A 26,759-nucleotide genomic window follows, 5' to 3' on the forward strand; every position below is an offset into this window, starting at 1 on the left:
GAAGCCCAGCCAGTAGCCGCGCTGCTCGCTTAGGCTGAAGTCGATATCGCGAGCGATGCGGCTGAGCAGGCCCTGGCCCACGTAAGCCGGGTTGTCCTTGAACCATTGCAGCACGTGGGCGGCGCATTCCCGGCCGTAGGCGTGGGCCTCGGCGGCGGTGGGCGGCGCGGGCGGCATTTGCCAGTAGTGCGGGTAGGTGCGTCCGGGAAGGCGGCTGACGAAGGGCAGCAGGACTTCCTGAGCTTCGAGGATCGGGGTGCGGTAGCGCCGTCGGCGCGGGAAGAGAGATTGCGGCATGTCGTTACTCCTGCGGTGAAACAAGATTAACAAGCTGCCTATCCACTAGAGGATTTGGCAGGCGCGTGATGGGATTGGCATTACCGAGGATAGAGTCCACGGAAGTGGTGTAAATGCAGGGCAGATGGCAGAAAGCCATCGAAGAACTCCGGTAAGGTTGAGTTTGCGAAGACCAACCAAACCAACAAGGAGAACTCGATGGCCGACGACAGCATGGCATTTATTGACCGCTTGAAGCAACAAGGCGGGGGCGACTTTTTGCGATCCCTGGTGGAATCGATCCTGGCCGACTTGATGGATTGCGAAGTCAGCAACCAGATCGGCGCGGATCGGCACGAGCGCAATGGTGAACGTAAAGCCTATCGCAATGGCTATCGTGACCGGATATTGCACAGCCGGCTCGGCACGCTGGAACTGCACGTGCCCAAACTACGGCAAGGCAGCTATTTCCCGTCTTTCCTCGAGCCGCGTCGCCTGTCGGAGCAGGCTCTGGCCGCCGTCGTGCAAGAGGCCTGGATCAACGGTGTTTCCACCCGCAAGGTGGACGACCTGGTTCAGGCGATGGGCATGACCGGCATCTCCAAGAGCCAAGTGTCCGAGCTGTGCAAAGGCATCGATGAGCGTGTGGAATCGTTTCTGACGCGGCCCATTGAAGGCGAATGGCCTTATCTGTGGCTGGATGCCACTTACCTGAAAGTGCGCAAGGGCGGGCGCGTGGTGTCGGTCGCCGCCATAGTGGCTTGCGCGGTGAATCAGGATGGCCGGCGGGAGATTCTGGGTCTAGGGATAGGCGAATCCGAAGCGAAGGAGTTCTGGATCGAGTTTCTGTGCGGGCTGCGCCAGCGGGGCCTCTCCGGCGTCATGCTGGTGATTTCGGATGCCCATGAGGGCTTGAAGGCCGCCATCGCGCAAGTGTTCTCCGCAACCTGGCAGCGCTGTCGCGTGCATTTCATGCGCAACGTGCTGGTTTGCGTGGCCAAGTCGCATCAGGGGCTGGTCAGCAGCTTGATTCGGCAAGTGTTCCAGCAGCCAGATGCCTCCAGAGCCCATGAGGCATGGCGGCAAGTGGCCGATAAATTGAGGTCAAAGTTCGCCAAGGCGGCAGCCATCATGGACAACGCGGAATATGACGTGCTGGCGCACTTGGACTTCCCGGCCGCGCATCGGGTCAAGATCCATTCGACGAATACGCTGGAAAGGCTGAACAAGGAAATCAAACGCTGCAGCAATGTGGTCGGGATTTTTCCGAACGAAGCCAGCATCCGTCGCTTGATCGGCGCGGTGCTGATGGAGCAGAACGAGGAATGGCAGTTACAGAATCGCTATATGCCGCAGCATTCGATGGGCGAGCCTGCCGATACGCTGACCGATAACACCGCCCCGTTACTGGGGATGTAAACCACAAACCGGACCGGAGTTCAGGCCAAATTATTTACACCACCTTGACGGACGCAATCTTACCGAGCGTTGCGACCGGCGAGCGCATAGCGCTCTCCCACCATGCACCTGCCGTCAGGTCATGGCAAAACACAAGCATGTGCGTAAACGCACATGCTTGCTGACGCAACGCTATTCGAGATGCCAATCTCGGTGCCGTTTTTTGCGGCACGCGGGGATTGTTGCCCACTATGCGGGCGGGGTCAAGGCGCGGTGGTCGCGTTTCAGCCGGCATGCAGAGCGGATCACGCCGGCTGGGGATGTGGGCGGCGGCGGGCTAGAATCGATCGTTCTATCTCATTGGAGTGTGAACATGATTGTCAGAACATGGCATGGCTGTGTGCCGCGAGCGTATGAGGCGGGGTTTGCCGAGTATCTGGAGCGGACTGGCGTCCAGCACTCCAGAAGCACCAAGGGCAATTTAGGCGCTTTTGTCCGCCAGGAAGTGCAGGGGGAATGGATGCATTTCTTTTTGGCCACTTATTGGGTGGACTTGGCGGCGGTCAAGGCGTTTGCCGGCGACAACTACCATGTGGCGGTCACTTACCCGGACGATGAGCAGTTTGAGCTGTTGTCCGATCCTTATGTGTTTCAGCATGAGGTCAGCGAGATCTCTCCGCTGTAATAGCCCGTTTGGCGCGGCTTCAGTCCGGCGCTGCCGGTGGCGAAGCCGCCAAGCGGGACAGGGCTTACTCCGCTCCTGTTTTAATCGCTCTGTTCATCAGGGCGTGGCTGCGGTTGCGGCGTACTCGCAGATTCAGCCTGCCGGCGATCAACTGCTTCCGCCTCGTCCTGAAGCAGCGGCGCTTCCTGCTTCTCTCTTTTGAACATCTCGGGCGGGGGCGGCATTCGCATCAGTTGTTGCTGCATGCGAAAACTATCCGTCATGGTCTTGTTGATTTGGGTAAACGCCGGGTGGGAGGGGGAGAGTGAATCTGCGCTGACGGCCGCACTGTAAAGCGTTAGCGGCAGCAGAAGGGCGTGGATACGCATCTTGTTCCTGACAAAGTTTCTGGCCACGGGGTGTGGCGGTTTGCGGTATGGCTTGGCTGGCGTGCTTCCGTTGAGAGGAGGCGCGTGGCTGGGAAGATAGGCGAACGGCAGCGAACGCCTAAAAGATAGGGAATTCTATCTAACCATGTCCAAAGGTCAAGCCCAAGGACCATCCTCCGCCTGGCGCGACGCGTGGGGTCACCGCGCCGCTGTTGGTTTAGAGCCTGTTTACGATCTCGCGAGCTAGAGCGAGACAAGGCGAAAACAGCTGAGAAAGCGGAATGTACATAGGGTACATGAGCATTTCGAAGGTGTTTTCAACGCCGTATCGCCGCAGCGCAGCAGATCGTAAACAGACTCTTAGGACGGCGCGTGGATCAAGCCGCGGATGCCGGCCTCCACCGCTTCCGGGTAGTCGAAGCCGGCGCGGGCGGCCACTTCGCGCGCCGCTTGGCTGTATAGCCGCAGGGTGGCGAGGAAGGCGCGTTCGGCGTCGGCGGCGTCGAAGCGGCCAAATACCTGATGCAGCACCTGCCAGTGTTCCGGCTCGGCCCAGTGTTGCAGCCGGGCGCCGATATGCCAGCAGTCCGCCGCCGCGCCGGGGCGGCTGCGGGCATGCCATTCCAGCATTTCCAGCAGCAGTTCCTTCATGGTCCAGTCGCGGAATTTGACGACGAACAGCTCGCCGCGCGCCAGATATTTGGGGATGTGAAAGGCCTCGAACCAGAATTCCTCCACTCGCTCGCGGAACCGCTCAGCGTTGGGCAGCGCCGGCGCGGCGGGGCGGCCTTGCGGCGCGGGCAGGCCTTGGGCCACGCCGGTTTTGTCCAGCAGCACGCGGTAGCCGCGTTGGTATAGCGGGTCCAGCCCATGCTCGCGCATGGCTTGCAGCCGGGCGGAGCCGGCCAGGGTGAAGTCGATTTTGACGCCGTCGGCGTAGATGGCCAGGCGGGTGGGCCAGGCCTGGCCTTCGCCCAGGCGCAGCACGGTGAGCAGGGGGCCGATGTCGCGCAGCCAGCCGTCGTTGTCGGCCAGCGTTATTGGGGTCGGCCCGATGATTTCCAGGTCCAGGTCCGAATGAATGTCGGCGCTGCCGTCGTCGCGGGCGAAGGAGCCGGTGAGGATCAGCGCGTCCACGTCAGTACGGCTTTGCGCCCAGGCGATGGCGGCGTTCAGGCGCTGGGCCTGAGGTGTGTTGGATTTGAGTGTCATGCAGTGCTTGCTGATAGCGAGGGGCTGGTGAATAGGCTGGCCGGTGGCGAGGAAGTTTCCCTGGATGTAAAAGACTGCCCGCCAGGCGGGCAGTCCGGAGCGCCGGGATGGGCGGGTTTAGCGGGACGCTGCCGTTACTGGCCGAGGCTGAGGGCCGGAGGCGGGGCGTGGACGCTTGGGCGGCGGCCCTTGCACCGCCTCGTAGCGGTCGAACATGGTTTCCAGCAGGCCTTCGCCGCCGGTCAACGGCGGCAGCAGCCCTTGCAATTGCTGCAGCTTTGCGGCGCGGATGTAGCCGGTCAGCAGGTAGCCGCCGGCCTGCTGTTGCGGTGGTTCCGGCTGCGCTTGCAGAGAGGCCAACGCGGACAGCATTGCGCTGAGCGCGTCGGCCGGCACCTCCAGCCGGAAGCGCTGGATGGGCTCGCACACATGGCTGTCGGCCAGGCGTAGCGCCTCCGCGAGCACCAGCGGCGCCAGGCCGCGGTGCTCCGCCGCGGTGGTCAGCGGCCCCCAGTGCCGGCGGCGGATGGAGTGGGTCATGGTGACGCGGCAATCCGTGACTTCCCAGCCGTACAGGCCGTTGCGCAAGGCGGCGCGCACTCCGTCTTCCACCGCTTTGAAGTAGGCGGGCGGCAGCATGCCTTCATGCATGGCCAGGCGGAATTCGACGCCGCTGCCGGCCGGCGCGGGTTCCAGGCGCAAACCGATGGTGGCGACGAAGGGGTTGGGCGCTTCCATCAGCGCGAAACCTACGCCGGACGGCCGCTCCACGCAGAGCGTGGTGGTCTCCCGGAATTCCGCCGCTATGCCGTAGTCGCTGGCCAGAGTTTCCTGAATCACCTCCTTTTGCACTTCGCCGTACAGCGACAGCGCCACTTCCTGGAGGCCGTCGTCCTGCCGCAGATTGATCAGCGGGTCTTGCTCCGCCAGCTGGCTCAGCGCGGCGTATAGCCGCCGCGCGTCCGCCGGATGACGTGCGCTCACTCGGGTTTCCAGCGTGGGCGGGGAGAAGGCGCGCGCGGTACGCGGCCGCGCCGGGCCAAAGACGTCGCCAATGCGCGCGGCCTCCAGGCCGTGCAGCAGGGCGATCTGGCCGGCCTGGACGGACGCGGCGACGCGCGCTTGGCCGCGATCGAACACCTTGATGGCGGCGATCTTGTCCTGGCGGCCGCCAAGCAACAGCCGCTCGCGCAGCCGCAGGCTGCCGGTAAACAGCCGCGCATAGGCGATCTTTTCGCCGCCGCGCCCGCGTTCTATCTTGAACACCGCGCCGGACGGCGGTCCGTCTGCGTCGCCGGCGGCTGCCGGCAATAGTTCCGCGATGGCCGCCAGCAAGCCGGGCAAGCCGGCGCCGGTGGCCGCGGAGCCAAACAGCACCGGGTGCGCCTGGCCCCGCCGGGTTTGCCGCGCCAGCTCCGCGCGCAGCCGTTGGTAGGAGGGCGGCGCGCTTTGGCCCAGATAGGCGGCCAGGATGCGGTCGTTGTTTTCCGCCAGGGTTTCGGTCAGTCGGGCGCGAAAGGCGATGTGGTCCGCGTCATAGGCGTGGTAGCCGGCGCCAGGCGTGCCGATGTCCCGCGGTTCGCCGATGGCGATGGCGGATGGGCTGAGCTTGTGGGCGATTTGCCGCAGCAGGCTGTCGTGTTGCGCGCCCCGGCGGTCTATCTTGTTGACGAAAATCAGGCAGGGCAGCCCTTGGCGCTGGATGGCGCGCATCAGGATGCGGGTTTGCGCCTGTACGCCTTCCACGGCGGAGACGACGAGGATGATCCCGTCCAACACGTCCAGCACGCGATCCACTTCGGCGATGAAGTCGGGGTGGCCTGGGGTGTCGATCAGGTTGACGGACAGGTCTTCGATGGCGAAGGACGCCACGGAGGATTTGATAGTGATGCCGCGCTGGCGTTCTTGCGCGAGCGTGTCGGTATGGGTATTGCCCTGGTCTACGCTGCCGGCGGCCTGGATGGCTCCGGTGGTGTAGAGCAGTTGTTCGCTAAGGCTAGTTTTTCCAGCGTCGATGTGCGCGAGAATTCCCAAGTTTAGTGTACGCATTCAGCTCAATGCCTATGGAATGTCTGGTCATGAAGGGTTCCTTGTTGGTGAGCGGAGAGCGGTTACGCATGGGGTGTTCCTTTCAGTTACGGGGTAAAAAAAGCTGATTTTATCTAGCGGGCGGCGCAGGGTAAAGCGCTACCGCGCGGCGCGGCTGGCGGTGCCTTTGCCGGGCGTTGTCCGCGTGTTCAGTGCAGGTCGTGCCGATACATGAACACCGGCAGCCGCCATTCGCGCCAGATGGCGGCCAGGCGGATGGTGAGGCCGACGGCGAAGCTGGCCAGCACGTTGAGGTCATGCGGCACGCCCAGCTTGATCAGGCCCAGGTAGAGCAGGGCCACGGCGAAGGAGACGCTGGCGTACAGCTCCTGGCGGAACACCACCGGCACGCGGTTGCACAGCACGTCGCGCAGGATGCCGCCGGCAATGCCGGTTATCATGCCGGCCATCACCACCACCACTGGGTGGTAGTCCATGGACTGGGCCACGCCGCAGCCTATGATGGTGAAGGCGATCAGGCCCAGCGCGTCCAGCACCAGGAAGACGCGGCTGAGGCGTTTCATGTAGCGGGCCACGAACACGGCGGCCAGGCCGCCGGCGATGACGAGGCCGACGTATTCCGGGTGCTGGGTCCAGCCTATCGGGTAGCGGCCCAGCACGATGTCGCGCACGGTGCCGCCGCCCAGGGCGGTGAGGAAGGCGATGACGGTAACGCCGAAGATGTCCATATTGCGGCGGCCGGCCGCGAGCGCGCCAGTCATCGCTTCCGCGGTGATGGCGATCAGATAGATCAGGGTAAGCATGTAGTTGCAGTGGTCAAACAGGCTGGCGCCGAGATGAGCGGCGAAGCCGGGTGGGAAAATGGGTTGGCAATGGGCGGGCCATGCCAGGTGGCGAGCGGCCTGGGCAAGAGTTTCGAACACGGGTTTTCCTTGAGAGCTGGTGCACGATCTGCTGCGCTTCGCGAGACGCGGCGCGTACTGCTTCGAAATGCTCATGTACCAAGAGTACATTCCGCTTTCTCAGCTATTTTCGCCTTGTCTCGTTCTTGCTCGCGAGATCGTAAACACGTTCTGAGCATGGCCGGCGGGCTGCGCATGGGCGCGGCGCTGCCGGCATTGCCTCTCCCCTTGTCCTTTTACCTGAGAGTTAGATGACGGGCGCGGCCTGTGTGCGGGCTTTGCCGGATGTCACTTGCCCCTTCGGTGGGCGGCTAAGGGCCGGTTACATAATCTGACGCGCGCTTGCTGAAGCGTAGCAGATGATGAACGGGCGCTTAGGGCCTCTCTCCAATCGGCTGGTATCCATGGGCTGCGGTACTGTGGCCTGAGCGATTATGGGAGTTTGCGTCTTCGGCGGGGGCCGTATGCCCCTCTCTCCCGCAGCAGGCAAGGATATTAGCGTTTGCTGTATTGTTCAGTCAACGACTGTATACATGGGGGAAGGCAAAAATGTTGCAGTGCGCCATCTTCACGAAAACGCCCGGACGGCGGCTAGGCTGTCCGGGCGTTTTCACGCGGGCTGCTTCTTAGTTGCCAGGCGTCTTGGGCTTGGCCGCGCCGTTGCCGGCAGCGGGTTTGCGCGTGGCCGGGGCTTTGGCTGCGGGTGCCTTGGCGGCAGGCGCTTTGGCGGTTTTGGCCGCCGCGGGCTTGCTTGAGGCCGGCTTGGCCGCAACCGGCGCGCTGCCGGCGGGTTTGGCGGCGGCGCTGGGCTTGTCGGCCGTCGCTGCTTTGGCCGGGGCTTTGGCGGCTGGTTTGCGCGGCGGCGCCGCTTTCTTGGCCGGCGCGCTGGTTTTGACGGCGGGGGCCGGAGCGGGAGCGGTTGCGCTTGTCGCTATGGGCTCGTTGGGCGGCAGGATGGCCGGAGCCGACGGCGCGCGGGTGTCCAGTTGCAGCGCGTGGGCCACTTGGTCCAGCCGCTGTTGTTGTTCCGGGGCGATGTCGCCGCTGAGCGCCAGCAGTTCGTGCGCCAGCTGCCAGGCCTGGCGGCGGCGGTGCTCTTCCTGCAGCAGCTTGGGCAGGCCGGCCAGCGCGCGGGCTTCGTCCAGCCGCACCAGGAAGACTTGCTTGCGGGCGATTTCTTTCAGCTGCATCAGGGTCAGCGGGTATTCGTGGCGGATGTCGCGCATGATGCGGCGGATGGCGTTGAACGGGCGCTCGTCTATGATGCCGCGGCCAATCGCCACGTAGGTGAGCAGGCGCACGAAGCCGTCCGCCAGGGTGCCGGTTTCGTAGGCGGGGTCCAGCGTTTGGCGCTTGAGTTGCAACCGTTCCCGTTTTTCCCAGCTGTCGCAGCGGGCGGCGCGGGCTTCGCGGGCCGGTTGGACGCCCACAGCGGAGGCCAGCCACGGGGATTCGTACACGGCCTTGAAGCAGTGTTCGGTGGCGGCGTCGCGCAGGTCGCGGTAGCGGTCCAGGCTTTGCGCCATCCAGCCGGACCATTGTTCTTGCAGCCGCCACAGCGGGTTGTCCGCGCTCACCGGATGGCGATGGGCGTGCACGTATTCGGCGGCGGGCTTGAGCCAGCTTAGCCAGGGGTTGAGCGGGGAGATCAGCGTGCGTTCCAGCCGCGCCGGGTTGAGTTGGCGCTGGCATTGGGCGCTGGCTTCGCTGCTGACGGCCTGGAGCGCGGGGGAGATGAAGCGGTTGTAAACGCCTTGGTTGATCTCGGAGACGCGGCGCACCACTTCGAAGGCTTGTTCGTCTTCGCGGCCGTCGTCCAGGGCCAGGATGTCGGCCACTTCGCGCGCTTCGAAACGGATGATGTAGCGGCCTTTGATGTATTCCTGACCGGGGGTGCCGGGGGCCACGTCTTCGATGATGGCTTCGTACAGGCCGGGGGCCAGCACGTCGATCAGGTCCAGCGCGCTGGCGAATTCGCTGTGTTCGCGGTTGGCGATGCCGGCGGAAACGAAGATGCCGAGGTGGCCCACTTTGTTGTGCAGGCAGTAGATGATGGTTTGTTCGTTGTCGCGGATGTCTTCCGCGTTGTCGTACAGGTCCGGTATCCAGTTCAGCGCCTGTTGCGGCGGGGTGATGTTGTCGCCCCAGGAGGCGAACACGATGATGGGGGAGCGGATGTTGCGCATGTCCACGCGGTGCTGGTCGCTGCTGACGATCTTGCCTTCCACCAGGTGGTTGCCGACGAACAGCTGCTGGGAGATCCATTCCATTTCCTGCTTGTTCAGCAGGTAGTGCCCGCCCCACCAGCGTTCAAAGCCCAGGAAGCGTTCGCGCTCGGTGTCCACCTTGGCGTACAGATTGTAGGGCTTCTTCCACAGGGTGTTGGCCGGGTCCAGCTTTTCAAAGTTGTTGACCAGGTGGGCGCCGTCGAACTTGCCGTGGCCCAGGTCGCCGGCCAGCGAGGCGGTCCAGGTGCCGCCCAGCATGCCGCCGGAGTAGCGCATAGGGTTTTTGCCGGTGACGCCGGCCCAGTAGGACAGCGGGGTGCCGGCCAGCAGGATGGGGCCGAACAGTTCCGGCGCCACGGAGGCGAGCATGGCCACGGCCCAGCCGCCTTGGCAGTTGCCGATGACGAAGGGCTTGCCGTCGCTGTCCGGGTGCAGTTCGTTGACTTTGCTGAGGAAGACGTATTCCGCGCGGCTGACGCTTTCTATGGTCTGGCTGGGCACCGGTTGCGGGAAGAACATGATGAAGTAGCAGGGGTGGCCCTGTTGCAGCGCAATGCCGATCTCGCTGTCCATCTTGAAACCGCCGATGCCGGGACCGTGGCCGGCGCGCGGGTCTATCACCACGAAGGGGCGCAGCGCCGGATTGGTGGCCGGGCAGCCGGCCGGGGGCAGGATGGCGGCCAGCGCGTAGTTGGCCGGGTCCGGCAGGCTGCGGCCGTCCAGGATGATCTTGTAGTCGAACACCAACACCGGCGGTTTGCCGCTTTGCACGTGTTTCAGGTAGTCCGCGCCGCGGTCATGCAGCACGTCCCAGTAGAGGATGCTGCGCTCGCAGGCGTCGCGCCAGTAGTCGGCGACAGGGTTGGAGGAGAAAAGCTTGGACCAGACGGCTGTTTGCGACCACATACGGCACCTCATGGTTGGTATGACGGATAACTGTCTACTGTACCCTGCTTTTGTTGCATTGCAATAGACAAAGTTCCTGTCAGAGCCTGTTCACGTCCCCGCGAGCAAGAGCGCGATAAGGCGTTGCGGCTGAGAAAGCGCGATGTACCCGCGGTACATGAGCATTTCGAAGGGGCACCCACCGTATCACGCCTGACGACGCGCGGCGGATCGTGGACAGTCGCTTGGCCGCTCAAGTGTCAGCGTAATACCACAGTGCGCCGCTCGGTGATGAAGACGCGCCGCTCCAGATGGCAGCGCACCGCGCGCGCCAGCGCCTGGCATTCCATGTCCCGGCCGGCGGCTTGCAATTGCTCCGGGCTGTAGGCGTGGTCCACCCGTTCCACCACTTGTTCGATGATCGGGCCTTCGTCCAGATCGTCGGTGATGTAGTGGGCGGTGGCGCCTATCAGCTTGACGCCGCGCTCGTGCGCCTGCTGATACGGCCGCGCGCCCTTGAAGCCGGGCAGGAAGGAGTGGTGGATGTTGATGGCGCGGCCGGCCAGCTTGGCGGCCGCGGCGCTGGACAGCACCTGCATGTAGCGGGCCAGCACCAGCAGCTCCGCGCGGCAGTCTTCCATCAACGCCAGCAGCGCGGCTTCCTGTTGCGGCTTGTTGTCCGCGCTGACCGGCAGGTGATGGAAGGGCAGGCCGTAAGCCGCGGCGATGGGGGCGAGGTCGCGGTGGTTGGAGACGACGGCGGCCACCGTCATGTCCAGATCGCCCATCTTCTGGCGGTAGAGCAGGTCGTTCAGGCAGTGATCCAGCCGGGACACCATGATCAGCACCCGCGCGCGCTGGCGCCGGTCGTGCAGCTGCCATTGCAGGTCGCGGTAGTGGCCGCCCATCCGCGCCATGCCCTCGTTCAGCCGTTCCGGGACAAAGTCCGGCCGCTGCGGGTGGAATACGCAGCGCACGAAGAAGCGTTGGCTGCGGGCGTCGTCGAACACCGCCAGCTCGTCGATATAGCAGCCTTGCTGTTCCAGCAGCGCGGAGAAGCCGGCCACCTGGCCGGAGGCGCTGCGGCAGGCGAAGCTGAGCACATAGGAGGGGAGGTCTGCGTTCATGGGCGTTTCCTTGTGATGGGCGGCATGGCGTCCCAATCTAGACGCGGCCCTGCTCGCGCGCTGTTCACGATGCGTCCGCTTTGCGTGGATTTCGGACATCGCGGTGTCGTCTGCGGGCAAGAGCCCGTCCTTTTCAGCCAAATGCGCCGGCCGCGCCGCGTTGAGAATGAGGCTTCCTTCAACCCCGATATCACCGGCGCGGGCCCATGGCGGCCCGGCAGCGGGAGCTCAGATGGCAAACCGATACTCGCTGTGGAGCCTGATCCGGCACGGACTCAGCCACCATCAGGGCTGGCAGCCGGCCTGGCGCAGTCCGCAGCCTGAAAAAAACTACGAGGTGATCATCGTCGGCGGCGGCGGGCACGGCCTGGCCACCGCCTATTACCTGGCCCGCGTGCACGGCATCCGCAAGGTGGCGGTGCTGGAAAAAGGCTATCTGGGCGGCGGCAACACCGCGCGCAACACCACCATCATCCGTTCCAACTATCTGTGGGACGAATCCGCGCTGCTGTACGAGCACGCGCTCAAGCTGTGGGAGGGGCTGTCCCAGGAGCTGAACTTCAATGTGATGTTCAGCCAGCGCGGGGTGATGAACCTGGGCCACAGCCTGCAGGACATGCGCGACATCGAGCGCCGGGTCAACGCCAACCTGCTCAACGGCGTGGACGCCGAGCTGCTGTCGCCGCGGGAGATCAAGGAGCGGGTGCCCTTGATCGCCACCGGCGGACACGCCCGTTACCCGATCCTGGGCGCCAGCTACCAGCCGCGCGGCGGGGTGGCGCGCCATGACGCGGTGGCCTGGGGCTTCGCCCGCGCCGCCAGCGAGTTGGGCGTGGACATCATCGAGGAATGCGAGGTCACCGGCCTGTTGATCGAGGACGGCCGGGTGCGCGGGGTGCAAACCGGGCGCGGCGAGATCCGCGCCGACAAGGTGGGCTGCGTGGCAGCCGGCAACAGCGCCGTGCTGGCGCGGATGGCCGGCTTGCGGCTGCCGCTGGAGAGCCACCCCCTGCAGGCTTTCGTTTCCGAATCGCTGAAACCCTGCCTGGACACGGTGGTGATGTCCGGCGCGGTTCACGGCTACATCAGCCAGTCGGACAAGGGCGAACTGGTGATAGGCGCCGGCATAGACAGCTATCTGGGCTATGGCCAGCGCGGCAGCCCGCATGTGATCGAACACACGGCGGCGGCCATCATCGAGCTGTTTCCCTCTTTTTCGCGGGTGAGGATGAATCGGCAGTGGGGCGGCATCGTCGATGTGTCGCCGGACGCCTGTCCCATCATCGGCAAGACCCGGATCAAGGGCCTGTATTTCAACTGCGGCTGGGGCACCGGCGGTTTCAAGGCCACGCCCGGTTCCGGCCACGTGTTCGCCCACACCATCGCCAATGACCAGCCGCACCCGTTGAACGCGGCTTTTGCGCTGGAGCGCTTCGCCTCCGGCCGCTTGATAGACGAGCACGGCGCCGCCGCCGTGGCCCATTGAGGGGGAGGCTTATGCTGCTGATTCACTGCCCGCACTGCGGGGAGGCGCGGGAGGAGGAGGAGTTCGCCTACGCCGGGGAGGCCTTCATCGTCCGCCCGGCGGCGCCGGAGCAGGTGGACGACGAGACCTGGGGCGATTATCTGTTTGGCCGCAAGAACCCGCGCGGCTGGCATTGGGAGCAATGGCAGCACGCCGCCGGCTGCCGCAAGGTGTTCGCCGTCCGGCGCCACACCGTCAGTTACGAGATCGCCGGCAGCTGGACGCTGGCCGAGGGCAAGGCCCGCTATCGGCAGGAGGATCAGGCGTGAGCGGCTATCGCATCCATCGCCCCGGCGAGCGCATCGACCGCAATCGGCCGCTGGCCTTTAACTTCGACCGCGCGGCCTATCACGGCTTCGCCGGCGACACCCTGGCCTCGGCGCTGCTGGCCAACGGCGTGCGGCTGCTGGGCCGCAGCTTCAAGTACGGCAGACCGCGCGGCATCGTTGGCTTCGGCGCGGAGGAACCCAACGCGCTGGTCCAGCTGGAGAGCGGAGCCTTGAGCACGCCGGATCTCAAGGCCACCCAGGTGGAGCTGTACCAGGGCTTGCAGGCCAGCAGCGGCCTGGGGGACGCCTCCTGGGGCATGCGGCTCAAGGGCGCGCTGGGCAGGTTGGAGCGCTTCCTGCCGCCGGGCTTTTATTACAAAACCTTCATGCGGCCGGCGAGCGCCTGGCCGTTCTACGAGCGGCGCATCCGCGAAGCCGCCGGCTACGGCGAAGCGCCGCGGCTGCCGGATGCCGAGCATTACGATCACCTGCACCACCATGTGGACGTGCTGGTGGTGGGCGGCGGCGCGGCCGGCTTGTGGGCGGCCACGCTGGCGGGGCGCGCCGGCCTGAAAACGCTGTTGCTGGACGAGCAGGCGGAGATGGGCGGCTGGCTGCTGAGCGAGCGCCGGCAGCGCATCGACGGCCTGGAGGCGATGGACTGGGCGCGTCAGCGGCTGAGCGAGCTGGCGGCGCTGCCCAATGTCCAGCTGCTGCCGCGCGCCACCGTTTTCGCGCTGCACGAGGGCAATCTGGCGCTGGCGGTGGAACTGCTGCAAGACCATCTGCCGCCGTCCGAGCGCGATCCGGACCGGCCGCGCCAGCGCCTGCACAAGATCCGCGCGCGTCAGCTGGCGCTGGCCAGCGGCGCCATCGAACGACCGCTGGTGTTCGGCAACAACGACCTGCCCGGGGTGATGACCGCCGCCGCCGGCCACAGCTATCTGAACCGCTACGGCGTGGCGGTGGGGCGCCGGCTGTTGTTGCAGACCCAGAACGACGCCGCCTACGACGCGGCGCTGGAACTGGCCCTGTCCGGCGTGGCGGTGACGCTGGCCGACGCTCGCCCCGACGGCGCGGCGGCATGGCGCGGCCGCGCCGCGCGGAATGCCGGCGTGGAGCTGCTGACCGGTTACGGCATCGCTCGGGTGAACGGCGGCGCCGGCGTCAGCGGCGCGGAACTGGTGAAGCTGGCCGCGGACGGTCGGGGCGTGGCCGGCAAGGGGCCGCGGCTGGAGGCGGACGGGGTGCTGTCCTCCGGCGGGCTCAGCGCCACCGTGCATTTGTTCTGCCACAACGGCGGCCGCCCGCTGTGGCGTCAGGACTGCCTGTCCTTTGTCTGCCCGGACGAGGGCCGGCCCGGCGTCGCTTGCGTCGGCGCGGTCACCGGGCGTTGGGACTTGGGCGAGGCCCTGGCCCAGGCCCACGCCGCCATGCTGGCCCAGCTCGGCCTGGCCGCCGGCGGCCAGGGCGCCGCGCCGCGGGTGGAGGCGGAGGAACTCGCCGCGCCGCGCGAAATCTTCCGTCTGCCGGACGGCCGACGCGAAGGCGTCGGCGCCAAGGCCTTCGTCGATTACCAGAACGACGTGGCCGCCGCAGACATCCACCTGGCGGTGCGCGAGAACTATCGCTCCATCGAGCACGTCAAGCGCTACACCGCGCTGGGCTTCGGCACCGATCAGGGCAAGCTGTCCAACGTCAACGGCTTCGCCATCGCCGCCGAGGCGCTGGGCAAGCCCATCGCCGAGGTGGGCACCACCACCTACCGGCCGGCCTACACCCCGGTCAGCTTCGGCGCGCTGGCCGGCGCCAACGTCGGAGACACTTTCGATCCGCGCCGTTACACCGCCATGCACGACAGCCACGCGGCGCGCGGCGCCGAATACGAACTGGTGGGCCAGTGGCTGCGGCCCTGGTATTTCCCGCAACCGGGGGAAGACCTGCACGCGGCGGTGCGTCGCGAATGCCGCGCCGCGCGCCAGGGAGTGGCGGCGATGGACGCCTCCACCCTGGGCAAGATCGACGTGCGCGGCCCGGACGCGCGCGAATTTCTAAACCGCGTCTACAGCAACGCCTGGAGCAAGCTGGAGCCGGGCAAGTGCCGCTACGGCCTGATGCTGGACGAAAACGGCATGGTGATGGACGACGGCGTCACCGCCTGCCTGGCGGACGACCATTTCCACATGACCACCACCACCGGCGGCGCGGCGCGGGTCTACGGCTGGCTGGAGCGTTGGCATCAGACCGAATGGCCGGAGCTCAAGGTGAGGCTGAGCTCCATCACCGACCACTGGGCCACCACGGCGCTGGTGGGCCCGCAAAGCCGGGCGGTGCTGCGCAAGCTGTGCGCCGACATCGACCTGGCCCCGCAGGCCTTCCCCTTCATGGACGGCCGCGTCGGCACCGTGGCCGGCGTGCCGGCGCGAGTGTTCCGCATCAGTTTTTCCGGCGAACTGGCTTATGAAATCAATGTGGACGCTGGCTACGGCCGCTATCTGTGGGAAGAGGTGATGCGGGCCGGGGCCGAATTCGGCATCACGCCCTACGGCACCGAGGCCATGCATGTATTGCGCGCCGAAAAGGGCTTCATCATCGTCGGCCAGGACAGCGACGGCTCGATGAGCCCCAACGATCTGGCCATGGGCTGGGCGGTGGGCATGAAAAAACCGTTCAGCTTTCTCGGCCGCCGCTCCTTGTTGCGCGCCGACACCGCCGGCGCGGGCCGCAAGCAGCTGGTGGGCCTGCTGACGGAGGACCCGCGGCTGGTGCTGCCGGAAGGCGCGCAAATCCTCAACGACCGCGACGACGCCGCGCCGGCGGCGATGCAGGGCCACGTCACCTCCAGCTATCACAGCGAATGCCTGGGCCGCTCCATCGCCATGGCGGTGTTGAAGGACGGCAGCCGCCGCGAAGGCGACACCGTGCAAGTGTGGTGGCGCGGCCGCTGCGAGCCGGCGCGGGTGGTGTCCGCGGTCTTCGTCGACAAGGAAGGGGAGCGTCAACATGCCTGAGTCCGCGTTCAAGCCCTGGCTGGAATCGCCCTTGCATCGTTTCGCCTTGCGGGACGAGGCCGAGCCGCGCCGCGCCGACAGCCGCGTTTGGGGCAATGAGGCGCCCAATCTGGGCTACGCGCTGCTGCGCGGCGACGGCGCCGAGGCCGGCTTCCTGGAACTGACGGCGCGGATCACCGGCCTGGAGCCGCCGCGCCGGCCCAAGGCCTTGAGCCAGGGCGAGGGCGGCGCGCTGTTGTGGCTGTCGCCGGACGAATGGCTGCTGATCAGCAGCCGCCAGCGGCTGGCCGGCTGGTTGCCGGCGCTGGAGCGGGGTTTCGCCGAGCGGCGGGTGTTCGCCCAGGCGCTGGATGTCAGCGGCGGCTTCACCGCCGTCTACCTGTGCGGCGAGCCGCACCTGGCGGTGCTGCGCCATCTGGGCGCTTACGATTTCGAAGCGCTGCGGGCGGGGCAGTGCGTGGGCACCTTGCTGGGCAAGGCCGCGGTTCAGGTGCTGCGCCTGGACGGCGACGGCGTGTTCGTGGTCTGCCGCCGCAGCTTCGCCGACTACGTCTGGCTGCTGTTGCGGCGCGCGGCGCGGCCTTACGGCTTCGCCGTGTGCGAACTGCCGGCGGACGCCGGCCATCCGCTGTGGGCGCAATTGGCGCAAGCGGCGCCGGCGGCGGCGCTGGCAGGGAGTGTTTACGGTCTTTAGGAGACGGCAATGGATTTGCATGCAGACGCGCTGGTGATAGACGGGCTGATCATCGCCAAATGGGCGCGCCCGGTGTTCGAGGACATGCGCCGCGGCGGGCTGAGCGCCGCCAACTGCACCGTGTCGGTGTGGGAGGGCTTTCAGGACACCATGAACAATATCGCCGAGATGAAGCGGCTGATCCGCGAGCACGACGAGCTGCTGACGCTGGCGCTCAGCGTCGCGGACATCCGCCGCGCCAAGGCGGAGGGCCGCACCGGCATCATCCTGGGCTTCCAGAACGCCCACGCCTTCGAGGACAGGCTGGAATATGTCGAAACCTTCGCCGACATGGGGGTGCGCGTGGCGCAGCTGTGCTACAACACGCAGAACCTGATCGGCACCGGCTGTTACGAGCGCGACGGCGGCCTGTCCGGCTTTGGCCGCGAAGTCATCGCCGAAATGAACCGCGTCGGCATCATGGTGGACCTGTCCCATGTGGGCGGTCTCACCTCGCGCGAAGCCATTCTGGCGTCGACGAAGCCGGTCTGTTATTCCCATTGCCTGCCTTCCGGTCTCAAGCCGCATCCGCGCAACAAGAGCGACGAGGAACTGCGCTTCATCGCCGATCACGGCGGCTTCATCGGCGTCACCATGTTTCCGCCCTTTCTGCGCCGGGGGACCGCAGCCACCGTGGACGATTACGTGGAGGCCATGGATTACGTGATAGCGCTGGTCGGCGAAGACTGCGTCGGCTACGGCACCGATTTCACCCAGGGTTACGACCAGCGCTTCTTCGACTGGATCACCCACGACAAAGGCCGCTATCGCCGGCTGACCGATTTCGGCCCCATCCTCAACCCGGAGGGCATCCGCACCATAGGCGAAACCCCCAATCTGACCGCGGCGATGCAGCGGGCCGGCTGGCCGGAACGCAAGATACGCAAAGTGCTGGGCGAGAACTGGCTGCGGGTGTTCGGCGAGGTGTGGGGGGCTTAGCCCCCTGACAAAAGCGCTGCTCCTGCGTTGAGCCGCCTTGCGCGCAAGCGGCGCATGGGTGGTTCTATGAGCCTGTTCAAAGTCTTGCGAGCAAGGGCGAGACAAGGCGAAAACTAGCGAAAAAGCGGAATGTACACGGGGTACATGAGCATTTTGAGCTGGTACTCACCGTGCAACGCTTCACGACGCGCAGCAGACCTTGAACAGGTTCCAAGGCGGGCCCGCCGCATCCGATGCACATTCAGGAGGATTTATGACGCAACTTAAAGTATTGGGGGCTTTGTTGTTGTCGGCCGCGCTTTGGGCCCAGCCGGCGGCGGCGGAGACCGAGCTGAAGCACTGGCCGCCCAAGATCGCGGAACGGCTGAACGCCATGATCAAGGCCAATGCTCATAAGGGCGAATACGCGGTGTTCGACATGGACAACACCAGTTACCGCTACGATCTGGAAGAAGCGCTGCTGCCTTATCTGGAAGCCAAGGGCTTGCTCAGCCGCGAGCGGCTGGCCCCGTCCTTGAAGCTGATTCCCTTCCGCGACGAGCCGGACCGGCCGGAAAGCCTGTACAGCTACTATCTGCGGCTGTGCGAGATAGACGAATTGATCTGCTACCCCTGGGCCGCGCAGGTGTTTTCCGGGCTGACGCTGCGCCAACTCAAGACCCAGGTGGACGCGCTGATGGCCAGCAGCGCCCCGGTGCCGGTCAGGTATTTCCATCAGGGCAAGCCGGTGGAGGGCAGCGTGCCGGCGCCGCGCGTGTTCAGCGGCATGGTCGAGCTCTACACCAAGCTACGGGAGAACGGCATCGCCGTCTACGTGATGACCGCGGCCAGCGAAGAACTGGTGCGTATGGTGGCCAGCGACCCGCGTTACGGCTACCGGGTGCCGCCGCAGAATGTGCTGGGCGTCAATCTGCTGCTGAAAGATCGAAGCAGCGGCGCGCTGACCACCTCGCGTTTGCAGATCAAGCGCGGCGGCTATGAGCCGGAACGCAATTTGGACCTGGAGCTGACCCCCTATCTGATGAACCCCATGACCTGGTACGAGGGCAAGGCCGGGACCATGCTGGGCTGGATAGACCAGTGGCGCAAGCCGGTGCTGGTGGCCGGGGACACGCCGCTATCCGATGGCTACATGCTGCTGAACGGCGTCGATGCGGCCAAGGGCGGCTTGAGGATCTGGGTCGACCGCAAAGCGGGCTATTGGGATCAGATCCGCAGCTGGAGCCGGGAAGCGGCCAGGCAGCAGCGCAAGCTGGGGCAGCCGGCGACGGCGGACCGCAACTGGCTGGTGGTGAAGCCAGAGCAGATTCAATAAGCGCTGGAAGGCGCGGAATGGGGCGGATGGGCATTCTCACGCCGCTGGCAAGCGGGTATCGCCGACGCGCAGCAGATCGTAAACAGGCTCTTAAGGGAGGAAGCAAATATGTTGAGGCAATGGTGTTGCATCATCCTGCTGCTCTTGTGCGCGCCGGCCCAGGCGGCGGAGGCCCCGCCCGGCAAGCCCGTCATCAAGATCGGCTACGTCGAAGGCTGGGCGGACAGCGTAGTCACCACCCAGGTGGCGGCCCAGATCATTCGCGGCCGGCTGGGCCACCCGGTGGAGCTGGTGCCGGTGGCCGCCGGCATCATGTGGCAGGGCGTGGCGCGCGGCGATCTGGACGCCACGCTGTCGGCCTGGCTGCCGGTGACCCAGGGCGCGTATTACCGGCAGTTCAAGGGCAAGGTGCTGGACCTGGGACCCAATTACGCCGACGCCCGCATCGGCCTGGTGGTGCCGGACTATGTCGCCGCCCGCGCCATCGGCGATCTCAACGCCGCCCGGACGGCGCTGCTGGGGCGCATCGTCGGCATCGACGCCGGCGCCGGGGTGATGCAAAAGACCGAAGAGGCGATCAAGGCCTACCGGCTGAATTTGACGCTGATGCCCAGTTCCGGGCCGGGCATGACGGCGGAGCTGGCGCGCGCGATCAACGCCCGCAAGCCCATCGTGGTCACCGGCTGGGTGCCGCATTGGATGTTCGTTAAATGGAAGCTGCGCTTTCTCGACGATCCGCAAAAGGTGTTCGGCGAGGCCGAGCACGTCAACAGCGTGGCCCACCCCGGCCTCAGCGCCAAAGCGCCGCAGGTGCTGGCCTTTCTGCAGCGTTTCCGCTGGCGGCCGGAGGAAATCGGCTCGCTGATGCTGGCGGTGGAAACCGGCAACAAGCCGGCCGCGGCGGCGGCGTCCTGGGTGCAGGCCCACCCGGCGCGGGTGGCCGAATGGGCGCCCTGAGTCGGGCGTGTTCAATGTTCTTCCTCCCCTTGGCGGACCGCGGTCCGCCTTTTTTGCGTTCGCGCCGCGCGGTGTCGGCAATGGGCAAAAACCGGTCGCGCCCGCGGCTCCGGCTCGGGATGGGCTGCGGCAACATGCCGGCAATGACGGGCTGCGCCCGGCTTGCACAGGAGAACGGCATGCAACCGCAACTTCCCATCGACGTGGACCCGGACAGCGGCGTCTGGCGCACCAACGGCCTGCCCATGCTGTACGTGCCGCGCCATTTCTTCATCAACAACCACCTGGCCATGGAGGCGGCGCTGGGCCGCCGCCAGTACGCGGACGCGCTCTACCAGGCCGGTTATCGCTCCGCCCATTTCTGGTGCGCAAGCGAGGCGGCCACCCACGGCCTGTCCGGCCTGGCGGTGTTCGAGCACTACCTGAGCCGGCTGTCCTTGCGCGGTTGGGGCCGTTTCCGCCTTCTGGAGGCCGACGCCGCCAGCGGCAACGCCCACATCCGGCTGGACCACTCCTGTTTCGTGCTGGCCCAGGGCGAGGCCGGCGCGCCGCAAAGTGAACACATGGCCTGCTATCTGTTCGCCGGCTGGTTCGCCGGCGCGATGGATTGGGTGGGGGAAGACCTGGGGCGCGATTACCGCACCGTCTGCCGCGAAAGCCAGTGCGCCGGGCAGGGCGCGCCGCATTGCGCGTTCACGGTCCACCCCTTGTAGTTAGGGTCTGTTGACGTATGTTTTACCGCTGCGTTCGTCCCCAGCCGGATGCGGCGCGCGAAGGCCGCCTCGCCGCAGTGTTATTCACTGCTAGAGGCGGTCGACAAAGCGAGGCGCCGGCTGGGGACGAACCCGGAGGGCTGACCGAGGAAAGCTCCCTCTACGGCGTTGTCAGGCTTGGCCTTGGTTTACCAAGGCCTGCGCCCTCCGCCTTGTAGAGCGCACTTTTCTCGGTCAGCGCGGCGGGGAAAACATACGTCAACAGACCCTTAGGAGCCGGCCATGTCTTACCCCCACTTGTTCGAACCCATCACCCTGAACCGGCTGACCTTGCGCAACCGCATCGTCAGCACCGCCCACGCCGAGGTCTACGCCGAAACCGGCGGCCTGCCGGGGGAGCGCTACATCCGCTATTACGAGGAGAAAGCCAAGGGCGGGCTGGGGTTGGCGATTTGCGGCGGCTCCAGCCCGGTGTCCATCGACAGCCCGCAGAGCTGGTGGAAATCGGTGAACCTGGCCAGCGACGCGGTGATCGAGCCGCTGGCGCGGCTGGCCGAGGCCATGCACCGCCACGGCGCCAAGATCATGATCCAGGCCACCCATATGGGGCGGCGCTCCAGCTACCAGGGCGAACACTGGCCGCACCTGCTCAGCCCCTCGGGCGTGCGCGAACCGGTGCACCGCGGCAACGCCAAGATCATGGAGGTGGAGGACATCCGCCGCGTGATCGCCGATTTCGCGCTGGCGGCGCGGCGGGTCAAGGCCGCCGGCCTGGACGGCGTCGAGATCGCCGCCGCCCACCAGCACCTGATCGATCAGTTCTGGAGCCCGCGCACCAATCAGCGCGACGACGAATGGGGCGGCAGCCTGGAAAACCGGCTGCGCTTCGGCATGGAGGTGCTGCAGGCGGTGCGCGCCGAGGTGGGCGCGGATTTCTGCGTCGGCCTGCGAATGTGCGGCGACGAATTCCACGAAGACGGCCTCAGCCACGACATGCTCAAGGAGATCGCCGCCCGCATGTCCGAAACCGGGTTGATCGACTACCTGTCGGTGATAGGCTCCGGCGCGGACACCCACAACAGCCTGGCCAACTGCATGCCGCCCATGGCCTTGCCGCCCGAGCCTTTCGTGCACCTGGCCGCCGGCATCAAATCGGTGTCCAAGGTGCCGGTGATGCATGCGCAGAGCATACGCGACCCGGTGCAGGCGGAACGCATCCTGGCCGCCGGCATGGTGGACATGGTGGGCATGACCCGCGCCCACATGGCCGATCCGCACCTGGTGATAAAAATCCGCGACGGCAGGGAGGACCAGATCCGCCAGTGCGTGGGCGCCAACTACTGCATAGACCGCCAGTACTACGGCCAGGACGTGCTGTGCATCCAGAACGCCGCCACCAGCCGCGAGGCCAGCATGCCGCATCTCATCGCCCCGGCGCCGCGGCAGCGCCGGGTCGTGGTGGTGGGCGCCGGTCCGGCCGGTCTGGAGGCGGCGCGGGTGGCGCGCGAGCGCGGCCACGAGGTGGTGCTGTTCGAGCGCCAGCCGCAGGTGGGCGGCCAGATCCTGCTGGCGGCCCGGGCGCCGCAGCGCGAACAGATGGCTGGCATCGTGCGTTGGCTGGACATGGAAATCCAGCGTCTGGGGGTGGACCGCAGGCTGGGCGCGGCGGCGGACCGCTCCATGATCATGGACCAGCGGCCGGACATCGTGGTGCTGGCCACCGGCGGCCGTCCGCACACTGGCCAGGTGCCGGCCTGGGGCGTGGCCGAGGGGCTGGCCGTCAGCAGCTGGGACATTCTGTCCGGTCAAGTGGAGCCGGCCGGCAAGGTGCTGGTCTACGACGCGCTGGGCGGCCACGCCGGCTTCGGCGTCGCCGACTATCTGGCCAGTCGCGGCAGCCTGGTGGAAATCGCCACCCCGGAGGTGAAAGTGGGCGAGGACACCGGCGGCACCACCTTTCCCATCTTCTACCGCCGGCTGTATGCGCAAGGCATCATTCCCAGCCCCAATGTCTGGCTGGAAGGGGTGTACGCCGAGGGCGACAAGAGAATCGCCGTGCTGCGCAATGAATACACCGAGGCGCTGGAAGAGCGGGAGGTGGACCAGGTGGTGATAGACAACGGCGTGCTGCCCGACGACGCCTTGTACCGGCAACTGAAGCCGCTGGCCAGGAACCGCGGCCAGACCGATGTGCGGGCGCTGTTCGCCGCCGAGCCGCAACCCTGCCTGGACTGGCCGCTGGAGGACGGGGAGTTCCTACTGTTCCGCGTAGGCGATTGCGTGTCCATGCACAATATCCACGGCGCGCTCTACGACGCGCTGCGGCTGGTCAAGGATTTCTGACATGAGCTTTCCCCATCTTCTCAGCGGCCTGTTCTGGCTGGGCGCCTTGTTGCTGGCCGCCGGGCTGCTCCGGCGCGCGCGGCTGTGGCGGCGGGGGCGCGCCGCGCCGGCGTCCTGGCTCGGCCTGCTGGCCGCGCCCAGGCGCTACTTCGTCGATCTGCACCGCGTGGTGGCCCGCGATCCGGCCGCGGCGCGCGCCCACGTGGCGGCGGCCGGCGGCGGAACGGCGGTGCTGCTGCTGATCGCGCTCAATTACGGCCTGTTGCTGCACCAGCGCTGGCTGGATCTGCTGCTGGCGACGGCGGCGGCGCTGATGCTGGCCGGCGCGGCGCTGATGCGCGCCCGCCGCCGCCCGCCGCCGGCCCGGCTGTCGCAGGGCGCGTGGCAGCAATTGCCGGCCTTGCTGGCCTGTTTCGCCTTGGGCGCGCTGCTGGCCGCGGCGCTGGCAGGCGGCGAGCTCTGGCTGAGCGCCGCCGGGCAAGGGCTGGCCGCGGTCGCTCTGCTGCTGCTGACGCTGGGCGGCGCGGAGCTGGCGCTGGGCATAGGCCTGGGGCGGCCGATGAAGCACGCGGTGGCCGGCTTGCTGCACCTGGCCTTCCACCCGCGCGCCGAGCGCTTCGCCGGCAAGTCCGCCGACCTGAAGCCCTTGAACCTGGCCGCCGGCGAGCTGGGCGCGGCGCGGGCGGCCGATTTCGCCTGGAACCGCCTGCTGTCCTTCGACGCCTGCGTGCAATGCGGCAAGTGCGAAGCCGCCTGTCCGGCCTTCGCCGCCGGCCAGCCGCTGAACCCCAAGCGTCTGATCCAGGACCTGGTGGCGGCGATGGGCGGCGGCGGCCCGGCCTACGCCGGCAGCCCGCATCCGGGCCGGCCGGCGGCCGCGGCCGCGAGCGCGGACCGGGACATCGTCGGCGGCGCGCTGGCGGCGGACACCTTGTGGTCCTGCACCACCTGCCGCGCCTGCGTGGAAAGCTGCCCGATGCTGATCGAGCACGTCGACGCGGTGATCGATCTGCGTCGGCATCTGACCCTGGCGCGCGGCGAGCTGCCGGGCAAGGGCGCGGCGGCGCTGGCCAATCTGCGCCATACCGACACCGTCGGCGGCCATCCGCTGCGCGCCCGCTACCACTGGGCGGCGGATCTGGAGCTGCCCTTGCTGCGCGAGGGCGAGGCCGTCGATTGGCTGCTGCTGGCGGGCGAGGGCGCGTTCGACATGCGCTATCAGCGCGCTTTGCGCGCCCTGCTGACCGTGCTCAAGGCCGCCGGCCTGCGCGTGGCGGCGCTGGGCGAGGCCGAGCGCGACTGCGGCGATCTGGCGCGCCGGCTGGGCGACGAGGCGGGTTTTCAGCGGCTGGCGCTGGCCAATATCGCCACGCTGGGCCGCTACCGCTTCACCCGCATCGTCACGCCGGACCCGCATGTTTTTCATTGCCTGGCCAATGAGTACCCGGCGCTGGGCGGACATTACGAAGTCTGGCATCACAGCCGGCTGCTGGACCAACTGCTGGAGACGCGGGCGATCCGCGTGCGCTCCCGCGACTCGGCCGAGCCGCTGAGCTATCACGACCCCTGTTATCTGGGCCGCTACAACGAGGGCTACGCCGCGCCGCGCCGGGTGCTGGCCGGCATCGGCATCCAGGTGGTGGAGATGAGCCGCTCCGGCCGCGACGCTCGCTGCTGCGGCTGGGGCGGCGGGGCGGCCTTTACCGATGTGCCCGGGCCGCGCCGGATTCCGGACATGCGCATGGACGACGTCCGCGCCGCCGGCGCCGGCCGCGTCGCGGTGGCCTGCCCCAATTGCACCGCGATGCTGGAAGGCGTCAGCGGCGCGCGGGCGGAGGTGGTGGAATTGGCGGAACTGGTGGCGGAGCGTCTGCTGAACGCCGGCCATGAGCCGGCGCAAGGGCAAGGCGCGGTCGAGAGGGAGGTGGTATGAAGAGCAGGACGCAAACCGCGCTGCGGGTGGACCCGCGGCGGCCCTGGGTGCGCTCGCCGGGCGGGCTCAAGCGCATCGTGCTGGGCGAGGACGGCGGCCGGCGCGACGCGCCGCCCGCGGCAAACATGGCGGCGGCCAAGCCCTTGCGCAGCGCCGGGCCGTTCGACGGCCGGGTGCTGGTGGTGGCGCACGCCGAACGCGGCCAGCTGGACGAGGCGGCGCGCGAGGCCATCGCCGCCGCCGCCCTGTTGGCCGGCCCGCGGGAGGAGGTGCTGGCGGTCTTGTTCGGCATGGACGGCTGCGCCGACGCCGAACTGGCCGAACTGGCGCTGGACCGCGCGCTGACGCTGGCCGACCCGGGCTTCGCGCCGGAGGCCAAGCTGGCCTTGCTGCGGCGGCTGTGGCGGCAAGAGACGCCGCGTCACATCCTGTTCGCCGACCGCGGCGACGACGCCGACCTGGGCCGGCGCTTCGCCTGCCGCGAGCGCTTGTCGGTGTTGACCGACATCGTGGAAATCGCCGCCGACGGCGCGCGCCGCCGCCGGCCGGGCGCGGGCTTCAGCGTGCACGCCCCCGCCGAGACGCTGCTGCTGGCGCGCGGCGTCGCCGATGCCCGGCTGCCCTTCGTCGGGCTGGGACGCCGGCAGGCCGGCGCGGCGGAGGCGGCGGCGGAGCGGGTGAGGGACCTGGGCAGCGTCGTCAGCCCGGCTTCGCAGCTGGCGCTGGAGGAGGCGGACCTGATTCTGGCCGCCGGCAACGGGGTCAGCGACGTGCCGGCCTTCCTGCGGCTGGCGGCAACCATGGGCGCGGCGGTGGGCGCGTCGCGGGTGGCGGTGGACGACGGGCGCTTCCGCCGCGAGCAGCAAGTGGGCGCCACCGGCCGCAGCGTGCAGGCCAGCGCCTATCTGGCGCTGGGCATCTCCGGCGCGGTGCAGCACTTGCAAGGCATCAAGGCCTGTCGCCACGTGATCGCGGTCAATCTGGACGCGGCCGCGCCCATGGTCAAACGGGCGGACCTGAGCGTCATCGACGACTGCCAGTCCTTCATCCACGCCTTGCAGGCCTTGCTGGAGCGAGAAGGCAAGGAGGCGCGCTCATGAGCCAGACAGTCTTTGCCGCCGGCGCGGAAGCGAAAACGGCGGTGTTGGTGGCGCCGGCGGCGCATCCGGTCAGCGGGCGGCCCTGCGCCGGCGCGGGCGACCTGGCCGCGCTGGCGCTGGCGCGCCGCCTGGGCCGCGCCTTCGTCGTGCTGCACGCCGGGGCCGCGGACAAGGACGCGCTGGCCGACTACCTGGCCCAGGGCGCGGCGGCCATCACCGTGCTGGACTTGCCGGCGGACAGCGACCCGGCGCCGGCGCTGATCGCCGCGCTGGGCGGCTTCGAACTGATTCTGTGCGGCGAGCGTTCCGGCGGCGGCGAGGCGTCGGCGCTGCTGCCCTATCTGCTGGCGGAAGGCCTGGACCGTCCCTTGCTGCCCGGGGTGCTGGAACTGAGCGAGGCGGACGGGGAGTGGCGGGCGCTGCAGGGCCTGGCCAAGGGCCGGCGGCGGCGGCTGGCGGCCCACGCGCCCTTGCTGGCCAGCGTCAAGCCGGACGGCGCGGAGCCGCGCTGGTCCTGGGCCGGCTTGCAGCGCGGCGTGCTGACGCGGCGGACGGCGGCGGGGGCGCCCATGCCCGCACCCAGGCTGGAGCCGGCGCGGCGCGCGCGGGCGCTGGCGGCGCAGCGCGGCAGCGGCCTGGAGCGTCTGCTGGGGGCGATCGCCGGCGAGGCGGCCGGCGGCGGGCGCGTCGTAAAACAGGGGGATTCCGTCGAGAAAGCGCAAGCGGTGCTGGATTACCTGCGGCAACATCAGCTCGTCGATTTTTGAGCGGCCCGCCTTGGAGGTGAGATA

At 67.4% G+C, this 26,759-nt stretch carries 20 protein-coding genes, 1 pseudogene and 2 riboswitches; of the genes and pseudogenes, 14 read left to right on the forward strand and 7 right to left on the reverse strand.

The features are described 5' to 3' along the window. Positions 1–297: hypothetical protein (locus MOV80_RS21290; RefSeq protein WP_249605462.1), on the reverse strand; the 297-nt coding region annotated here is incomplete at its 3' end. 189 nt (positions 298–486) lie between these two features. On the opposite strand from MOV80_RS21290, the pseudogene MOV80_RS21295 reads away from it, so the two are divergent. Together MOV80_RS21295 and MOV80_RS21300 are read left to right on the forward strand one after the other, a co-directional pair. Further along, positions 487–1,695, forward strand: a pseudogene (locus tag MOV80_RS21295) (IS256 family transposase); the annotation flags it as partial. Between the two features lie 352 nt (positions 1,696–2,047). Continuing rightward, positions 2,048–2,359, forward strand: coding sequence for a hypothetical protein (locus tag MOV80_RS21300; protein WP_118267024.1), 312 nt, complete (start codon positions 2,048–2,050; stop codon positions 2,357–2,359). Between the two features lie 80 nt (positions 2,360–2,439). On the opposite strand, the gene MOV80_RS21305 is transcribed toward MOV80_RS21300, so the two are convergent. The 6 genes from MOV80_RS21305 to purU all read right to left on the reverse strand — a co-directional run bounded on the left by MOV80_RS21305 (position 2,440) and on the right by purU (position 11,130). Then, on the reverse strand, positions 2,440–2,727 hold the full coding sequence (locus MOV80_RS21305; protein ID WP_118267026.1) for a hypothetical protein: 288 nt from the start codon (positions 2,725–2,727) through the stop codon (positions 2,440–2,442). 360 nt (positions 2,728–3,087) lie between these two features. Next, complete coding sequence (locus MOV80_RS21310) at positions 3,088–3,939, reverse strand: aminoglycoside 6-adenylyltransferase (protein WP_118267028.1); 852 nt, start codon at positions 3,937–3,939, stop codon at positions 3,088–3,090. Between the two features lie 117 nt (positions 3,940–4,056). Then, positions 4,057–5,988, reverse strand: coding sequence for a TetM/TetW/TetO/TetS family tetracycline resistance ribosomal protection protein (locus MOV80_RS21315; RefSeq protein WP_107732006.1), 1,932 nt, complete (start codon positions 5,986–5,988; stop codon positions 4,057–4,059). A gap of 188 nt (positions 5,989–6,176) precedes the next feature. Then, the gene (locus tag MOV80_RS21320; protein ID WP_048412338.1) at positions 6,177–6,791 is read right to left on the reverse strand and encodes a trimeric intracellular cation channel family protein; all 615 of its coding nucleotides are present in this window, start codon (positions 6,789–6,791) and stop codon (positions 6,177–6,179) included. Positions 6,792–7,108: 317 nt separating this feature from the next. After that, positions 7,109–7,291, reverse strand: a riboswitch (glycine riboswitch). Between the two features lies 1 nt (position 7,292). Next, a riboswitch (glycine riboswitch) is annotated at positions 7,293–7,380 on the reverse strand. Between the two features lie 136 nt (positions 7,381–7,516). Beyond that, the gene (locus MOV80_RS21325; RefSeq protein WP_118267030.1) at positions 7,517–10,024 is read right to left on the reverse strand and encodes a DUF3141 domain-containing protein; all 2,508 of its coding nucleotides are present in this window, start codon (positions 10,022–10,024) and stop codon (positions 7,517–7,519) included. Between the two features lie 239 nt (positions 10,025–10,263). Further along, the gene (purU, locus tag MOV80_RS21330) at positions 10,264–11,130 is read right to left on the reverse strand and encodes a formyltetrahydrofolate deformylase (protein WP_107732008.1); all 867 of its coding nucleotides are present in this window, start codon (positions 11,128–11,130) and stop codon (positions 10,264–10,266) included. Between the two features lie 232 nt (positions 11,131–11,362). Between purU and MOV80_RS21335 the strand changes: the two genes are divergently transcribed. The 12 genes from MOV80_RS21335 to MOV80_RS21390 all read left to right on the forward strand — a co-directional run bounded on the left by MOV80_RS21335 (position 11,363) and on the right by MOV80_RS21390 (position 26,735). Continuing rightward, positions 11,363–12,616 carry a sarcosine oxidase subunit beta family protein gene (locus MOV80_RS21335; protein ID WP_048412285.1) on the forward strand — a complete coding sequence of 418 codons (1,254 nt, stop codon included), beginning with the start codon at positions 11,363–11,365 and terminating at the stop codon, positions 12,614–12,616. A gap of 11 nt (positions 12,617–12,627) precedes the next feature. Next, positions 12,628–12,924 (forward strand): sarcosine oxidase subunit delta, encoded by a 297-nt coding sequence (locus MOV80_RS21340; protein ID WP_048412286.1) that lies wholly within the window; start codon positions 12,628–12,630, stop codon positions 12,922–12,924. Next, on the forward strand, positions 12,921–15,935 hold the full coding sequence (locus MOV80_RS21345; RefSeq protein WP_107732009.1) for a sarcosine oxidase subunit alpha family protein: 3,015 nt from the start codon (positions 12,921–12,923) through the stop codon (positions 15,933–15,935). The genes MOV80_RS21340 and MOV80_RS21345 overlap by 4 nt, the downstream gene beginning before the upstream one ends. Further along, a complete protein-coding gene (locus MOV80_RS21350; RefSeq protein WP_107732010.1) occupies positions 15,928–16,629 on the forward strand; it encodes a sarcosine oxidase subunit gamma family protein in 702 nt (233 codons plus the stop codon). Before MOV80_RS21345 ends, MOV80_RS21350 begins: the two co-directional genes overlap by 8 nt. Positions 16,630–16,638: 9 nt before the next feature. Continuing rightward, positions 16,639–17,607 carry a dipeptidase gene (locus MOV80_RS21355; protein WP_107732011.1) on the forward strand — a complete coding sequence of 323 codons (969 nt, stop codon included), beginning with the start codon at positions 16,639–16,641 and terminating at the stop codon, positions 17,605–17,607. A gap of 253 nt (positions 17,608–17,860) precedes the next feature. Next, a complete protein-coding gene (locus MOV80_RS21360; RefSeq protein WP_249605463.1) occupies positions 17,861–18,922 on the forward strand; it encodes a haloacid dehalogenase-like hydrolase in 1,062 nt (353 codons plus the stop codon). A 108-nt stretch (positions 18,923–19,030) separates the two neighbouring features. Then, complete coding sequence (locus MOV80_RS21365) at positions 19,031–19,879, forward strand: glycine betaine ABC transporter substrate-binding protein (protein ID WP_249605464.1); 849 nt, start codon at positions 19,031–19,033, stop codon at positions 19,877–19,879. A gap of 179 nt (positions 19,880–20,058) precedes the next feature. Beyond that, positions 20,059–20,592, forward strand: a complete 534-nt coding sequence (locus MOV80_RS21370; RefSeq protein ID WP_107732014.1) for a DUF5943 domain-containing protein — start codon at positions 20,059–20,061, stop codon at positions 20,590–20,592. Positions 20,593–20,874: 282 nt separating this feature from the next. Next, positions 20,875–22,935 (forward strand): NADH:flavin oxidoreductase, encoded by a 2,061-nt coding sequence (locus tag MOV80_RS21375; RefSeq protein ID WP_107732015.1) that lies wholly within the window; start codon positions 20,875–20,877, stop codon positions 22,933–22,935. A 1-nt stretch (position 22,936) separates the two neighbouring features. Continuing rightward, entirely contained in the window at positions 22,937–24,868 is a 1,932-nt protein-coding gene (locus tag MOV80_RS21380; protein ID WP_107732016.1) for a DUF3483 domain-containing protein, read from the forward strand. Further along, positions 24,865–25,968, forward strand: a complete 1,104-nt coding sequence (locus MOV80_RS21385) for an electron transfer flavoprotein subunit alpha/FixB family protein (RefSeq protein WP_107732017.1) — start codon at positions 24,865–24,867, stop codon at positions 25,966–25,968. The genes MOV80_RS21380 and MOV80_RS21385 overlap by 4 nt, the downstream gene beginning before the upstream one ends. After that, complete coding sequence (locus MOV80_RS21390; protein ID WP_118267036.1) at positions 25,965–26,735, forward strand: electron transfer flavoprotein subunit beta; 771 nt, start codon at positions 25,965–25,967, stop codon at positions 26,733–26,735. Before MOV80_RS21385 ends, MOV80_RS21390 begins: the two co-directional genes overlap by 4 nt. The last annotated feature ends 24 nt before the right edge of the window (positions 26,736–26,759 follow it).

Source organism: Chromobacterium sp. IRSSSOUMB001 (genome assembly GCF_023507765.1).
Lineage (GTDB): Bacteria > Pseudomonadota > Gammaproteobacteria > Burkholderiales > Chromobacteriaceae > Chromobacterium > Chromobacterium haemolyticum.

Excerpts from the sequence above, each read along its gene's own strand:
- MOV80_RS21360 (WP_249605463.1), top strand. The coding sequence starts at position 17,861 with ATGACGCAACTTAAAGTATTGGGGGCTTTGTTGTTGTCGGCCGCGCTT.
- MOV80_RS21305 (WP_118267026.1), bottom strand. The coding sequence starts at position 2,727 with ATGCGTATCCACGCCCTTCTGCTGCCGCTAACGCTTTACAGTGCGGCC.
- MOV80_RS21390 (WP_118267036.1), top strand. The coding sequence starts at position 25,965 with ATGAGCCAGACAGTCTTTGCCGCCGGCGCGGAAGCGAAAACGGCGGTG.
- MOV80_RS21325 (WP_118267030.1), bottom strand. The coding sequence starts at position 10,024 with ATGTGGTCGCAAACAGCCGTCTGGTCCAAGCTTTTCTCCTCCAACCCT.
- MOV80_RS21310 (WP_118267028.1), bottom strand. The coding sequence starts at position 3,939 with ATGACACTCAAATCCAACACACCTCAGGCCCAGCGCCTGAACGCCGCC.
- MOV80_RS21300 (WP_118267024.1), top strand. The coding sequence starts at position 2,048 with ATGATTGTCAGAACATGGCATGGCTGTGTGCCGCGAGCGTATGAGGCG.
- purU (WP_107732008.1), bottom strand. The coding sequence starts at position 11,130 with ATGAACGCAGACCTCCCCTCCTATGTGCTCAGCTTCGCCTGCCGCAGC.
- MOV80_RS21320 (WP_048412338.1), bottom strand. The coding sequence starts at position 6,791 with ATGCTTACCCTGATCTATCTGATCGCCATCACCGCGGAAGCGATGACT.
- MOV80_RS21335 (WP_048412285.1), top strand. The coding sequence starts at position 11,363 with ATGGCAAACCGATACTCGCTGTGGAGCCTGATCCGGCACGGACTCAGC.
- MOV80_RS21375 (WP_107732015.1), top strand. The coding sequence starts at position 20,875 with ATGTCTTACCCCCACTTGTTCGAACCCATCACCCTGAACCGGCTGACC.
- MOV80_RS21370 (WP_107732014.1), top strand. The coding sequence starts at position 20,059 with ATGCAACCGCAACTTCCCATCGACGTGGACCCGGACAGCGGCGTCTGG.
- MOV80_RS21365 (WP_249605464.1), top strand. The coding sequence starts at position 19,031 with ATGTTGAGGCAATGGTGTTGCATCATCCTGCTGCTCTTGTGCGCGCCG.
- MOV80_RS21350 (WP_107732010.1), top strand. The coding sequence starts at position 15,928 with ATGCCTGAGTCCGCGTTCAAGCCCTGGCTGGAATCGCCCTTGCATCGT.
- MOV80_RS21380 (WP_107732016.1), top strand. The coding sequence starts at position 22,937 with ATGAGCTTTCCCCATCTTCTCAGCGGCCTGTTCTGGCTGGGCGCCTTG.
- MOV80_RS21340 (WP_048412286.1), top strand. The coding sequence starts at position 12,628 with ATGCTGCTGATTCACTGCCCGCACTGCGGGGAGGCGCGGGAGGAGGAG.
- MOV80_RS21355 (WP_107732011.1), top strand. The coding sequence starts at position 16,639 with ATGGATTTGCATGCAGACGCGCTGGTGATAGACGGGCTGATCATCGCC.
- MOV80_RS21385 (WP_107732017.1), top strand. The coding sequence starts at position 24,865 with ATGAAGAGCAGGACGCAAACCGCGCTGCGGGTGGACCCGCGGCGGCCC.
- MOV80_RS21315 (WP_107732006.1), bottom strand. The coding sequence starts at position 5,988 with ATGCGTACACTAAACTTGGGAATTCTCGCGCACATCGACGCTGGAAAA.